Origin of the sequence: Rhizobium leguminosarum (genome assembly GCF_001679785.1) — a bacterium.
Taxonomy (GTDB): Bacteria; Pseudomonadota; Alphaproteobacteria; order Rhizobiales; family Rhizobiaceae; genus Rhizobium; species Rhizobium leguminosarum_R.
Genome location: NZ_CP016286.1, coordinates 72,872 through 85,882 on the forward strand (window position 1 = coordinate 72,872; position 13,011 = coordinate 85,882).

Annotated in this window: 13 protein-coding genes; 5 read left to right on the forward strand and 8 right to left on the reverse strand. The window is 60.1% G+C overall.

Annotated elements, in window-relative coordinates; genetic code table 11:
- Positions 1-183: 183 nt before the first annotated feature.
- The 3 genes from BA011_RS00320 (at position 184) to BA011_RS40860 (ending at position 3,725) form a co-directional block, all read left to right on the forward strand.
- The gene (locus BA011_RS00320) at positions 184-1,530 is read left to right on the forward strand and encodes an SLC13 family permease (protein ID WP_065279008.1); all 1,347 of its coding nucleotides are present in this window, start codon (positions 184-186) and stop codon (positions 1,528-1,530) included.
- 267 nt (positions 1,531-1,797) lie between these two features.
- On the forward strand, positions 1,798-3,342 hold the full coding sequence (locus BA011_RS00325; protein ID WP_065279009.1) for a methionine--tRNA ligase: 1,545 nt from the start codon (positions 1,798-1,800) through the stop codon (positions 3,340-3,342).
- A 164-nt stretch (positions 3,343-3,506) separates the two neighbouring features.
- Positions 3,507-3,725, forward strand: coding sequence for a hypothetical protein (locus BA011_RS40860; RefSeq protein WP_186806484.1), 219 nt, complete (start codon positions 3,507-3,509; stop codon positions 3,723-3,725).
- Positions 3,726-3,807: 82 nt separating this feature from the next.
- On the opposite strand, the gene BA011_RS00330 is transcribed toward BA011_RS40860, so the two are convergent.
- From BA011_RS00330 to BA011_RS00355, 6 genes are all read right to left on the reverse strand, one after another.
- A complete protein-coding gene (locus tag BA011_RS00330; RefSeq protein WP_065279010.1) occupies positions 3,808-4,947 on the reverse strand; it encodes a PAS domain-containing sensor histidine kinase in 1,140 nt (379 codons plus the stop codon).
- Complete coding sequence (locus BA011_RS00335; protein ID WP_065279011.1) at positions 4,944-5,735, reverse strand: alpha/beta fold hydrolase; 792 nt, start codon at positions 5,733-5,735, stop codon at positions 4,944-4,946. Before BA011_RS00335 ends, BA011_RS00330 begins: the two co-directional genes overlap by 4 nt.
- Before the next feature lie 129 nt (positions 5,736-5,864).
- A complete protein-coding gene (locus tag BA011_RS00340; protein WP_065279012.1) occupies positions 5,865-6,377 on the reverse strand; it encodes a GXWXG domain-containing protein in 513 nt (170 codons plus the stop codon).
- A gap of 174 nt (positions 6,378-6,551) precedes the next feature.
- Complete coding sequence (locus tag BA011_RS00345) at positions 6,552-7,115, reverse strand: biotin transporter BioY (protein WP_065282347.1); 564 nt, start codon at positions 7,113-7,115, stop codon at positions 6,552-6,554.
- A gap of 27 nt (positions 7,116-7,142) precedes the next feature.
- Positions 7,143-7,751 (reverse strand): energy-coupling factor transporter transmembrane component T family protein, encoded by a 609-nt coding sequence (locus tag BA011_RS00350; protein WP_065279013.1) that lies wholly within the window; start codon positions 7,749-7,751, stop codon positions 7,143-7,145.
- The gene (locus BA011_RS00355) at positions 7,751-8,425 is read right to left on the reverse strand and encodes an energy-coupling factor ABC transporter ATP-binding protein (protein WP_065279014.1); all 675 of its coding nucleotides are present in this window, start codon (positions 8,423-8,425) and stop codon (positions 7,751-7,753) included. The genes BA011_RS00350 and BA011_RS00355 overlap by 1 nt, the downstream gene beginning before the upstream one ends.
- 117 nt (positions 8,426-8,542) lie before the next feature.
- Here BA011_RS00355 and BA011_RS00360 point away from each other — a divergent pair, with 117 nt between their 5' ends.
- Complete coding sequence (locus BA011_RS00360) at positions 8,543-9,733, forward strand: winged helix-turn-helix domain-containing protein (protein ID WP_065279015.1); 1,191 nt, start codon at positions 8,543-8,545, stop codon at positions 9,731-9,733.
- Positions 9,734-9,971: 238 nt separating this feature from the next.
- Here BA011_RS00360 and BA011_RS00370 read toward each other — a convergent pair.
- A protein-coding gene (locus tag BA011_RS00370) for an IS630 family transposase (protein ID WP_237352534.1) occupies positions 9,972-11,088 on the reverse strand; the annotation gives its coding sequence in 2 pieces (ribosomal slippage) (positions 9,972-10,451 and positions 10,453-11,088; 1,116 coding nt in all).
- A 28-nt stretch (positions 11,089-11,116) separates the two neighbouring features.
- Between BA011_RS00370 and BA011_RS00375 the strand changes: the two genes are divergently transcribed.
- Complete coding sequence (locus BA011_RS00375) at positions 11,117-11,401, forward strand: LexA family protein (protein WP_420493416.1); 285 nt, start codon at positions 11,117-11,119, stop codon at positions 11,399-11,401.
- A gap of 502 nt (positions 11,402-11,903) precedes the next feature.
- Here the strand turns inward: BA011_RS00375 and ribB are convergent.
- On the reverse strand, positions 11,904-13,007 hold the full coding sequence (gene ribB / locus BA011_RS00380; RefSeq protein ID WP_017959246.1) for a 3,4-dihydroxy-2-butanone-4-phosphate synthase: 1,104 nt from the start codon (positions 13,005-13,007) through the stop codon (positions 11,904-11,906).
- Between the last annotated feature and the right edge of the window lie 4 nt (positions 13,008-13,011).

The following is a 13,011-nucleotide window of genomic DNA, read 5'->3' on the forward strand; positions in this document are numbered from 1 at the left end:
AGTGTGAAGCGGTTTTCCGTACGGAATTGCGTAAAAACAAAAACTTAGAGCGGTTCTGCGCTTCCATGAAAAGCTGAACCGCTCGAAGGCGAACGCGCCCTCTGGGAGGAGGGTGGGTCGACATTCCGCATCAATCTCGAACACAACAACTACGGCGCTGGAGGCGTCGGAGGGAGGGGAATCATGGGTATTGAACTATTGGCCATAGGCCTGCTGGTCGCCATGTTCATCATTGCGACAATCCAGCCGATCAACATGGGTGCGCTCGCTTTTGCCGGCGCCTTCGTGCTCGGCTCGATGATCATCGGGATGAAAACCAGCGATATATTTGCCGGCTTTCCGAGTGATCTGTTCCTGACGCTGGTCGCCGTCACCTATCTCTTCGCCATAGCGCAGATCAACGGCACGATCGACTGGCTCGTGGAATGTGCCGTCCGCCTGGTGCGCGGGCGGATCGGCTTGATTCCCTGGGTGATGTTCCTGGTCGCCGCCATCATCACCGGTTTCGGTGCTCTTGGGCCCGCCGCGGTCGCCATTCTCGCACCCGTCGCGTTGAGCTTTGCCGTGCAATACCGCATCCACCCGGTCATGATGGGCCTGATGGTGATCCACGGCGCGCAGGCCGGCGGCTTTTCGCCGATCAGCATCTATGGCGGTATCACCAACCAGATCGTTGCGAAGGCCGGCCTGCCTTTCGCGCCGACCTCACTGTTTCTCTCCAGCTTCTTCTTCAACCTGGCGATCGCAGTGCTGGTCTTCTTCGTTTTCGGCGGCGCAAAAGTGATGAAGCAAGATCCAGCATCGCTTGGCCCCTTGCCCGAACTCCATCCCGAAGGTGTATCGGAGACGATCAGAGGTCACGGCGGCACGCCGGCTAAGCCGATCAGGGAACATGCCTATGGTACGGCGGCGGATACCGCGACGACATTGCGCCTGAACAATGAGAGAATTACCACCTTGATCGGCCTGACCGCGCTCGGCATCGGCGCCCTGGTCTTCAAGTTCAACGTTGGCCTCGTCGCCATGACCGTCGCCGTCGCCCTGGCGCTCTTGTCACCGAAGACCCAGAAGGCGGCAATCGACAAGGTCAGCTGGTCGACCGTGCTGCTGATATCAGGCATCATCACCTATGTCGGCGTCATGGAGAAGGCGGGCACGGTCGACTACGTGGCGAACGGCATATCCAGTCTCGGCATGCCGCTGCTGGTGGCGCTCCTGCTTTGTTTTACCGGCGCCATCGTCTCGGCTTTTGCATCCTCGACCGCGCTGCTCGGCGCGATCATCCCGCTTGCCGTCCCATTCCTCCTGCAAGGACACGTCAGCGCCATCGGTGTGGTCGCGGCGATCGCCATCTCGACGACGATCGTCGATACCAGCCCGTTTTCCACCAATGGCGCGCTTGTCGTCGCCAATGCGCCGGATGACTGGCGGGAGCAGGTGTTGCGACAGCTGCTGGTCTACAGCGCCCTGATCGCGATCATCGGCCCGGTCGTCGCCTGGTTGGTGTTCGTCGTGTCGGGGCTGGTGTGACGGCGGGCTGCCAGGAACCATCGCTCTCCGCCGCAGGCCATGCCCGCGGCGGCCAACGCATCCGGATCGAAAAGCACGCTTGTCCAAAACGGCCCGCGATGCTAGAAAATCGCATGGACAACACCCTGATCAGCACCGTCGTGATGATGCCGCGCTCATAGCGTGGCGGGTTTCGTGCGTCCAGAATGCACCAGCGACCGCCCTCGAGGCGGTCTTTTCATGGGTCGATCCGTCTCGCGGGGCAAACAGCCTTCGAAAGGAAACACCATGAACAAGATCTACATCACCACCTCGATCCCCTATGTGAACGCCGCGCCGCATGTGGGCTTTGCCCTCGAGCTGATCCAGGCCGATGCCTATGCCCGCCATTTCCGCCTTCTCGGCCACGATATCAGGTTCCAGTGCGGAACCGACGACAACAGCCTGAAGAATGTCCGGTCGGCCGAAGCCGCGGGAGTGCAGGTCAAGGACTTCGTCGATGCGAATGCAGACAGGTTCGAGCACCTTGGCGGTCTGCTCGATATCTCCAACGAGGAATTCGTCCGCACCTCCCGCGATCCAAGGCATATCGCCTGCGTCCACGCCTTGTGGAAGGCATGCGCTGGAAATGGCGATCTCTATCGCAAGGCCTATGAGGGTCTCTATTGCGTCGGCTGCGAGCAATTCTACGAGCCGTCGGAACTCGATGACGGGCGCTGCCCGGAACATGGCATTGCCCTTGAGACCATCCGTGAGGAGAACTGGTTCTTCCGTCTCTCCCGTTACGGCGACCGGCTCATCGAGCTGGTCGAGACCGGCGAGCTTCGGATCGTTCCCGCCCATCGGCGCAACGAAATCCTTGGCCTGCTACGGCGTGGCCTGACCGACATCAGCGTGTCGCGCAGTGCCGAGCGGGCGCGAGGCTGGGGTGTTCCCGTCCCCGATGGAGACGAGGTCGTCTATGTCTGGTTCGATGCTTTGGCGAACTATCTCACAGGTCTCGGCCACGGGTCCGATGAAACCCTCTTGCAGCGCTATTGGAACGGCGGCCAACGCATCCATGTCGTCGGCAAGGGCATCTCCAAGTTTCACGCCATCTACTGGCCGGCCATCCTCTTGTCCGCAGGCCTGCCGCCGCCATCGTCGATCCTCGTGCACGGCTACGTCACGGTGGACGGCCGGAAGATCGGCAAGTCGGCCGGCAACGGCATCGATCCGGAACGCATCATCCAATCCTATGGAACGCCGGACGCACTGCGATATTACCTGCTCCGGCATATACGCTCGGGAGACGATGGCGACTTCTCCGGCGAACGTCTCCAGGCCGCGTGGTCGGGAGAGCTCGCCGGGCAGCTCGGAAACCTCGCCAACCGGGTGCTTGCGCTTCTGTCCACGTCATTCGACGGAATCGTTCCGCCAGTGCCGGACAGCGCTTTCGTGGACGAGGCCGCCCGCCTTCCGGGGAAGGTGGCTGAAGCCTTCGATGCCTACGAGCTCCATGTCGGCCTCGCCGATATTTTTGCGTTTATCGGCGAGGCGAACAGGCGGTTTACACAACGCGCGCCGTGGGCGGATGCGAAAGCCCTGCTTGCCGATCTCACGCCGGAAGATCGGAGGGCGACCGCCGCTCGCCTTGGCGCCTCCCTGGCCGAGCAGGTCTATGGCCTTGCGATCATTGCCCGCTGCCTCCTGCCGTTCCTGCCGAGCTCGGCCGCAAAGCTGCATTCCAGGCTGGGAATACCGTCTCCTCGCCTCTATCGGGCGCCCTTGATCGTGGCTGGAGTCAAAACCGCCCCGCACGCCGTCCTCTTTCCGCATCGAACGGCGGCTTGAAGAGGCAGCCCGAGATCCTCTGCGCTGCGCCTTGGAAGCGCAGAGTTTTGACGTCATCCAGAATGTCATGAAAGTTTCATATTCAGGCTATTTCCGGGAGGGGCAAAATAATCTACTATTTTAATCAGGAAACAAGATTTCCTGAAACAAACGAAGGAGACTGATTGAGTATATTTCTTATGACTACCATGCTCATCGCAGGCTATGGCCTGTTTGCCCTGATCACCGGGGCAGCACGAGGGCGCACTGCCCAGACCACCGCAAACACCAAGCGCAGGTCGGGCAGTTCAGGAAGTTCCGGTGATGGAGGTGGAGGCTGGTTCGATGCCTCAGGCGACGGCGGCTGTGATGGCGGTGGCGGAGATGGTGGAGGAGGAGACTAAATCAAACTGAAATCGAAAGAATGCCCGACCGCCTCAAGGCGGTTTTTTGTTGCCCGGATTCCGGCGCGGCGGTGCGCCCCGGTCAATCCAAAGGCATCACAAAGGTGAAGCGCGTCTCCTTGTCATCGGAACTGACCGTGATCGTCCCGCCATGGGCGCGGGCAATTTCCGACGCGATGTGCAGACCCAGCCCCAATCCTCTTTGACTTGTGCCGGCTTCACCTTTGAAGAAAGGCTGAAAAAGCCCTGTCATCGCCTCGCTGGAAATCGGAGCGCCGCCATTGGCGATCCAAAGCTCCAGCTTTCCGTCGACAGTTGCCGCCGATAGCCGCACCGGTTCGTCCGGCGTCCCGTGAGTCAGGGCATTTCCCAAAAGATTAGACACCAGCTGGCCGATCCGGCCGCTGTCGCAGTTTATCGGCCCGTCGAATTCGATGGTCACCTCAATTGCGCGGTCGAGATGACTGAAGCGGAGTTCTTCGATGACCTGCCGCAAGAGCGGCTCGAGATGCTCCGCCCGCCTCTCGAGCGTGATGCCGCCACCCAATCGTCCGCGTGCGAAATCGAGGACGTTGTCGATCAGGCCGGACATGCGAACGACGCTGCCCTGCATCAAATCGAGAACTTTGATCGCGCGATCGGTCTGCTTTTCTTTTCGCAGAATGCGCGCAGCGGCTGAAATCGAGGCAAGCGGGTTGCGCAGGTCGTGGCCGAGAACAGCAATGAACTCTTCCCGCAACTCGGCGGTTTGCTGTTCGAAGGCAAGTTTGGCTTTGATCGTGGCGCCGGCAGCATCGGCCGCGGCGCGTGCCTCGACCAGCTCCCGTTCATAACGGCGACGCTCGGCAGCCTGAAGCATCGTCACGCGGGTGAAAAGCAGAGCACCGTCTTCTGCCCGTCTTTCCATCGCATTGGCGAGCACCGGCAGCTTTTTACCGTCCACTGTGACGAGATCGAGGGCAACTTCGTTGAAAAATCCTTGCATGCGCAGCAAAGGCGCAAAATGGGTCTCGTAGAATATACGGCCCGACGTGTTGAGCAGGTCGTGGAGTCGCTTGCCGAGGAGTTGCTCGGCAGGGATGCCGATCCAGGTCGACAGCGTTCTGTTGACCTTGACGATGCGCCCATCCGGCTGCAGCGAAAGATAGCCGCAGGGCGCGTTTTCGTACAAGTCCTCGAGGTCTTCCGCCGGCATGGAACTCTGCGTGTCGATTGCAGTCATCGGACGAACCGCCGGATTGCGGATATGACCTCGTCGGGAGCGCTGAGGTTGGGACAGTGGCCACTCGCGTTCAGCACCACCAATTGGCTGTTTGGGACCTGCCGATGGACGAATTCGCCGACCTCTTCGGAGGCGATGATATCATCGCGGCACTGAAGGATCAGCGTTCTGGCGGTGACGTGTGGAAGGTCGCTGCGATTGTCCGACGTGAATGTCACCCGTGCGAATGCCTTGGCGATCTCAGGATCGGTGCGGCAGAAGCTATTTGTCAGCTCTTCGCTGAGTTCCGGTCGATCGGGATTGCCCATGATGACGGGCGCCATGGCGGCAGACCACCCCATATGGTTGTCGTCCAACGACGTCAGCAAATCGTCTATGTCTGCCGCGCTGAAACCGCCGAGATAGTCATCGTCGTTGATATAGCGCGGCGACGGTCCGACAAGGACCAGGCTTTCAAACAGTTCGGGTGCCTGCAGCGACGCGATGACGCCGATCATCGCGCTGACCGAGTGGCCGACGAAGACCGTTTGCGTCAGGCCGAGCGCGCGGCAAATTTCCACGAGGTCATCCGCATAGCCCGCCAATGAAGAATATTTCCGGGCATCATAAGCCGCGAGATCGGATCGTCCGGCGCCGACATGATCGAACAGCACCGTCTTGAAGTCGTCCTCGAAGGCTGGTGCCACGAAGCGCCACATATTCTGGTCGCACCCGAATCCATGCGAAAAGATCATCGCACATGGTCCGTCGCCCCGAACTTGAACATGATTTCGATCGATGACGGTCATCTCGCCCTCTTTCCTCTCATAGCATGTTCCGCCTGCCTTGGATTGAGGAAAGATCGGCCAGGCAACGGGTTCGATGGATGTGTGACATGATATTCCAGAAGGCGGTCGCCCGGCGGTTTGCGACATGCCTCAGTTGATCACTTTACGGAGCTTGAAGAAGAATCGCCGAGGGTCGTCGTGCACGCACATCATCCCGGCAATCCCGTCATCGTCAATCCTCCGGAAGTAGTCCACGATCGGCTGTTTGTCGTAGACCATCGCAGCCGTTTCGACATCGTCGAGACGCTGCAGCCTCAACGAAGCTGTCGTGCCTCTCGCTCGAAGCCGCTTCTGCAGGTAGGAGAAGCAGTGGCGGGCGACGAACGTCCGGCCAAGGGGCGCCATCTTGATCGCCAGCCCAATGGGTAAGAAACTTGGCTCGATCGGAACAAGCCGGCCCGGTCTCCACTTGAAGAGCAGGGCGTCCGCCCGCATGTCGGAATGGAAGCGCTTGCCAAACCAGTTGAGATTCTCGAGCACGCCGTCCAGTGGATGACCCGACGGAATACCAACGCCGCTCCAAAGGCCGACCATGTCCTTTGGCTGGATGGGCTCCAGCGACCGGAACCAGGTAGCCATCTCCTCCTGCTGGTCGCCTCGCATGATTTCTCCTTCACGGATATTCGTTGCGGAAAAATGAAAAGAAGGTCTGGAAGTTCCCGTTCATGCGGACCGGGCGGAACGCCTGGTGAGGCTTTCGCATAGGTTCTATGTCTTTAAGCCTAACGGCCCTCGAAGGAGCCGTTGGGCATTGGCCAGATAAGATCGACCTCTGCCTCAGGCGCGTGACGGCAGCAGGGGATAGCCGACCATGACGGCGCGGCCAAGCAGGGCCGCGACGAAAGCCTTGATCACATCACCGGGAATGAAGGCCATCGAGCCGACGAAGGCTTTCGTAAAGCCGAGGCCGGCGACGGTGGCCAGATAGGTGATGCCGAAGGCGTAGAGCACGACGATGCCGCCGACCATGGCGGCGAGAAAGAAGCTCACCGTCTGCACCAGGCCGGATTGCTGATGGTTGACCAGCCGCTCGCTGAGATAGCCGGTGACGAAGGCGGCAAAGATCCAGCCGATCAAGAAGCCGGCCGTGGGCGACGCGAAGATGGCAAGCCCACCGCGGCCGCCGGAAAGCACCGGCAGGCCGATCGCCACCAGCACCAGCACGATCAGCACGGCAATCGCGCCGCGCCGGGCGCCGAGCACGACGCCGGCCATCATGACGCCGAGGGATTGCGCAGTGATCGGCACCGGAATGAAGCCGAGCGAGATCGGCGGCAGCAGGCCGAGCGCCACGATGATCGCGGCAAAGAGGGCGGTAAGAACGAGGTCGCGGGTGCTCATCATCATGAATTCCGTGTTTATCAATCGTTAACTCACATGCCGCCGAATGCCGCGCGCGTCAATCGCCGCGGCGATATTATCCGCATCTCTGAGCGTCAGGATGATCAGCGGCGCCAGCAGCGTCGTCGGCCGGACCTTCAGCCCGCGTGCCCTATGCGCCTCGCGGATCGCCTGATAACGCCCGACGATCTCCGGCACGAAGCGCAGCACCAGCCCGAGCGCCAGCCCGATATCGTCGGCCTGCACCCAGCCGGTGCGTTCGAGCGGGCGGGCAAGCGCCGTGACCTCGTCGATGAACTCAGCGATCGACGTCGTCGCCGTCACGGTGGCGGCCAGAAGCATCAGCGCCGTCAGCCGCAGCAGGGGCACGAGCGCCTGCTGCCAGGGATTGAAGATCAGGTTGAAGAGTGCCACGACCGCGATCGTCAGGAAGATCGGTCGCAGCCGCCTGAGCCCATCGGCAAACGGCAGGCCGACCATCCGGTAGAGGATCGTCGTCAGCAGCACGGCGATCGACAGCAGGACGAGGTTCCCGCTGATGAACAGCACCACGCCGAAGATCGTCAGCGACAACAGTTTTAGCCGCGGCGAGAGCCGGTGCATCACGCTGTTGCCTTCGACATAGAGCGACTGCATCAGGCGGCGATCTCCTTGTAGCGGGCTATCGCTTCGGCAGCCGGCGCATCGGCGGCAAGCCGCCCTTCATGAAACAGAAGCACCCGCTCGAAACCGGCGATCAGGTCCAGATCATGGGTGATGATGATGGCGCTTTCCGGCAGCCCGGCGATGATCTTCTCGACCAGCGCCCGGTTCTTGAGGTCAAGCTGGTTGGTCGGCTCGTCGAGGATGAGAATGCCAGGCCCCGTTGCCAGCACAGAGCAGAGGGCGGCCACCTGCAACTCGCCGCCGGAAAGCTCATGCGCGCGGCGATCGGCCAGCGCCTCGGCGCCGAAGCGGGCCAGCACGCCCTCGACCTTCGCCTCGATTTCCGCCTTGGTGAAGCCGCGCCGCTTCAGCCCGAAGGCGATGTCGTCTTTGACGATCGGCAGGATGATCTGGTTCTGCGGCGACTGGAAGATGAAGCCGACATCGGCCACTGCAGTCTTCTCATCGCTCGTGTCGCGGCCGTTGACGGTGACGCGGCCGACCGACGGTTTGGCCAATCCATTGATCAACCGCGCGAAAGTCGTCTTGCCCGAGCCGTTCAGCCCGATGACACCGATGCGTTTCCCGCTGATGCCAAGCGTCAGCGGCTGTAGCGCCACCCGTGCCCCGAAACTGACCCCGGCACCTTCGAAACGAATATCCAAACCAATCCCTCGCATCCATGCGATCCCGCTTCTATACGGGTAATCGAGGGTGATGAAAGAGCAAAGTGCGCTGTCGATATCGGGTGGCTAGGAAGATTTTCCGGATTATGATGGGTCATGACGAATCTGCTTTCCAATTCCGACGCCCGCCGTGTCTTCCTTGCCAAGCAGGGCCTCAGCGCTCCGCCGAACCGCGCCTTGAACAAGGCCGGCCTGTTGCAGCTGATCCATGAACTGGGTTTCGTCCAGGTGGACAGCATCCAGACGGTGGAGCGGGCCCATCATCAGATCCTGTTTTCCCGCAACCAGACCTACCGGCGCGAGCATCTGACGGCGCTGCTCGAGAAGGAACGCGCTTTGTTCGAGCACTGGACGCACGATGCCTCGATCTTGCCGAGCGCCTTCTTCGTCTATTGGAAGCACAAGTTCCGCCACCAGGAGAAGGTCTTGATCGAGCGCTGGCGCAAATGGCGCGGCGAGGGCTTCGAGGCGGCCTTCGAGGAGACCTATGAGCGCGTGCGGCGCGACGGCGCGATCCTGTCGCGCGACATCAAGGCCGATGGCCACGTTTCCGGCGGCTGGTGGAACTGGCATCCGAACAAGACGGCGCTCGAATATTTCTGGCACACCGGCAAGCTCGCCATCGCCGGCCGCTCGAATTTCCAGAAGATCTATGATCTCACCGAGCGGGTCATTCCGGCCCAATTCCGCGAGCCGGAGGTGAGCCGCGAGGAGTTTGTCGACTGGGCCTGCCGCAGCGCCCTTGCCCGCCTCGGCTTTGCTACCCATGGCGAGATCGCAGCCTTTTGGAACCTCGTCTCGCCCGATGAGGCCAAGGCCTGGGTATCAGCCCATCGCGACGAGCTGACCGAAGTGCTGATCGAACCGGCGCTTGGCGGCAAGGCGCGCCCATCCTGGGCTTTTGCCGATTTCCTCTCGACGCTCGACACTTACCCCGGCGCGCCGCCCCGCATCCGCGTGCTCAGCCCCTTCGACCCAATGATTCGCGACCGCAATCGCACCGAACGCCTGTTCGGCTTCTTCTACCGCATCGAAGTCTTCGTGCCCGAGCCGAAGCGCGAATATGGCTATTACGTCTTCCCGCTGCTCGAAGGCGACAGGCTGATCGGCCGCATCGACATGAAGGCGGACCGGAAGAAGTCGACGCTCGACGTCAAACGGCTCTGGCTGGAGCCGGGTATGAAGCCGTCGGCTGGCCGGTTGGAGAGGCTGGAAGCCGAGCTGGACCGGCTGGCGCGGTTTGCGGGTGTGGAGAATGTCGTGTTTTTGGACGGGTGGAGAGCATGATTTTCCTCTAGCGCACCACGGTTCAAATCCGAGTCATATCCTGCCGCTCGATCTTTTCCACGCTGAGAGATATCTTCATCTCACCAAGTGCCAAATACTCAGCAGTAGTTATCAATATCCCCCGCCCTAAGCCATGGCGGAGCTGGAGAACATTGACCAAGATCCTCGCCTGATCAGGCTTCGACGTTCCCATGATTTTTTTGGACAACATGACTGCACTAGTACCACGCCACAGAGATTATGACTCTTTGACGGGGTAAGCTTTACGGAGCTTTTTGCGGGCATTTTCGGTTGTGAACATCCATTGGATCTTTGCGCCGTGGGCGTTGCGTTGCTGCTCCCAGGCTGCGACTTCGGCGATTATGGTGTCTTTGTTGTCGATACGACGGTCGAGGCATTGGCTACGCAGGACACCGATCTCGATCTCGACCATGTTGAGCCAACTGGCGTGCTTGGGCGTGTGGTGGAACTCCAGTCGCTTCAGCACCCTTCGAGCTTGCGGGGCGGGAAATGCGTCGTAAAGCGCCCCGGCGGAATGAGTGGAGAGGTTGTCCATCACCACGCGGATGATCGGCGCGTCGGGATAATCGACGTCGACCAGTTCGCGCATGCACTCGGCGAAGTCTTGGTTGGTTCGCCGATCGGTGACCTTCACCCTGCGCCAGGGCCGGTGGGCGTCCATGAAGACAAACAGATTGACCGTGCCGTTTCGGCGATACTACGCAATCGTAGCGTTCAAGCTGGCCAGGCTTGGCCGCAATGGGCTCGCGCACTTCGCCGATGAGTTGGGTCGGGCTCTCGTCGAAGCAGACCACGGGCCTTTGTGGATCAGGCGTTTCTGCGTAGAGGTCGAGAACATCCTCCATGCGCGCGACGTATTCCCCATCGATCTTTGGGATGCACCACATGTCTTTGCGCCAAGGCTTGAGATGGTTCTCAGCCAGCCGGCGACGCACGGTCTCCGAGGACAACTGGTCATGATCGGTGAGCCGGACCATCTCATCTGCCAGAAGCTCCAGGGTCCAGCGGGCTCGCCCGGGCGGCGGCTTTGAGCAGGCGGTCGCTACCAACAGCGCCTCCTCCTTGCTCGATAGCTTGCGCTCAACACCCGGGCGCGGTTCTTCGCTGAGCGCCCCTTCCAGATTGGCTTCCACAAACCGGCGTTTGGTCCGGTAAATCGTCGATCCGCTGACGTTCAAGGTTGCCGCGATCACCTCGTCGCTGAAGCCTTCGTTCGCTGCGACCAGGATCTGGGCGCGCTTGATCTTGCGCGACCTGTGGCACCCCCCGCTCAACAAAGCGGCCAGTTGGTCACGTTCCGATTGGCTAAGCTCTATGTGAAACTTTATATTCATCGACACCTCCTTCAGCGTGGAGACGCAGATGAATCCCAAAATGAGTCCCTCACTTGACCCGCAAGCCGCAACGGCAAGACGGGGCCTTACGCAGATCCAAGGCCAGTACCTGGCCTTCATCTACGCCTACAGCCGCATCTTCAAACAGCCTCCGGCCGAAGCCGACATGCGTCGCCACTTCGGCGTTACGGCTCCGTCTGTTCACCAGATGGTGCTGACCCTCGAGAAGGCGGGTTTTATATCTCGCGTGCCAGGCGCCGCACGCAGCATCCAACTTCTCATCCCACCAGAAGCCCTGCCAATTCTACGATAAGACAAACCGTCATAATCTCTGTGGCGTGGTACTAGGCGACATAATTGCATGCTGTGGTTGCGGCGCTTGCGATCAATCTCGAACAATGTAAGATAATCGAATCCAAGGAGAAAAAATTGCTAAGCGGACGCTTTTCAAATGCGTGCATTATATTAGTATATCCAATACTGTTTATTATATTGTTTGTGTATAATTATTTCACTCAATATTATTTAGTATTAAATGGTGATTTTCTCGGCGACGGCGTTTGTTATAATGATATTAAGATGCACTTCATCAGGCATTTCACGGCAGTAGTGTCGTTTTGTGTTGCCTACTTATGTATTTTTCTTTTGGTGAGGAATCGGTTTTCCGTGAGCGTGGCTGTTTCAGCGTTGATTGCTTTTGCATGCTCCATCGTTCTTTCTGGGCAGATTATAAGTAGTTTTGTTTGCCCAGAATAATATCTCCGGGTCGTAAAAATTGCGTATGAATATCGCCTGGCGGCAGCCGCTAAGCTCCTTCAGCAAATTTCCGTCGTGCTGATCTTGATGCCGAAACCTTCGAGGCCGACATAGTGGCGCTCGCGGCTGGTGAGCAGCTTGATCGAGCTGACGCCGAGATCCTTGAGGATTTGTGCGCCGAGGCCGATTTCCAGCCATTCGCTGTCGCGCGTCTGGGCTTCGGCATGGGCTTCGCGGCCCTGGTTGCGGGCCTTGCGGCCGTTATCATGATGGCCGACGCCGACGGAGCCTTCGCGCAGATAGACGATGACGCCGCGGCCTTGCTCGGCAATCTTCTGCATATAGAAATCGACCGGGCTGTTCTTGCCGAAGAGATCTTCGGCAACATTCTCCGGATGCAGGCGCACCGGGATGTCGACGCCGTCGCGGATGTCGCCGAAGACGACGGCAAGATGCTGCATCGGATCCCAGGGCAGCGAGTAGGTATGAGCCTTGGCCTTGCCGAACGGCGTCTCGATGTCGAAGCTGGTGCCGAGTTCGATCAGCGTTTCCTTACGCTGGCGATAGGCGATGAGATCGGCGACGGAGACGAGCTTCAGCCCGTGTTGTTCGGCAAAGTCAACCACCTGCGGCCCGCGCGTCACTGTGCCATCATCGTTGACGAGCTCGGAGATGACGCCGATCAGCGGCAGACCGGCGAGCTTGCAGAGGTCGACGGCGGCTTCTGTATGGCCGGAGCGCATCAGCACGCCGCCTTCGCGGGAAACCAGCGGGAAGATATGGCCCGGACGGACGAAGTCGGAGGCGCCGACATTCGGATTGGCGAGGTTGCGTACCGTCAGCGTCCGGTCGTCGGCGGAGATGCCGGTCGTCGTGCCGTGCTTGAAATCGACCGAGACGGTGAACGCCGTCGTATGGGCCGAATCGTTTTCCGCCACCATGGCGTTGAGGTTGAGGCGCTTGGCCTCTTCCTTCGGCATCGGCGCGCAGACGATGCCGGAGGTGTGGCGCACGATGAAGGCCATCTTCTCCGGTGTGCAATGCACGGCGGCGACGATCAGGTCGCCCTCGTTCTCGCGGTCATTGTCGTCCATGACGACGACAATCTCGCCGGCCTCGAAGGCCCGGATGGCGTCGACGACGCGCTTCTGGTCATAAGACATGGGG

Coding starts and splice junctions, on each gene's coding strand:
- BA011_RS00320 (WP_065279008.1), top strand. CDS start 184: ATGGGTATTGAACTATTGGCCATAGGCCTGCTGGTCGCCATGTTCATC.
- BA011_RS00325 (WP_065279009.1), top strand. CDS start 1,798: ATGAACAAGATCTACATCACCACCTCGATCCCCTATGTGAACGCCGCG.
- BA011_RS00330 (WP_065279010.1), bottom strand. CDS start 4,947: ATGACTGCAATCGACACGCAGAGTTCCATGCCGGCGGAAGACCTCGAG.
- BA011_RS00335 (WP_065279011.1), bottom strand. CDS start 5,735: ATGACCGTCATCGATCGAAATCATGTTCAAGTTCGGGGCGACGGACCA.
- BA011_RS00340 (WP_065279012.1), bottom strand. CDS start 6,377: ATGCGAGGCGACCAGCAGGAGGAGATGGCTACCTGGTTCCGGTCGCTG.
- BA011_RS00345 (WP_065282347.1), bottom strand. CDS start 7,115: ATGAGCACCCGCGACCTCGTTCTTACCGCCCTCTTTGCCGCGATCATC.
- BA011_RS00350 (WP_065279013.1), bottom strand. CDS start 7,751: ATGCAGTCGCTCTATGTCGAAGGCAACAGCGTGATGCACCGGCTCTCG.
- BA011_RS00360 (WP_065279015.1), top strand. CDS start 8,543: ATGACGAATCTGCTTTCCAATTCCGACGCCCGCCGTGTCTTCCTTGCC.
- BA011_RS00375 (WP_420493416.1), top strand. CDS start 11,117: ATGAATCCCAAAATGAGTCCCTCACTTGACCCGCAAGCCGCAACGGCA.
- ribB (WP_017959246.1), bottom strand. CDS start 13,007: ATGTCTTATGACCAGAAGCGCGTCGTCGACGCCATCCGGGCCTTCGAG.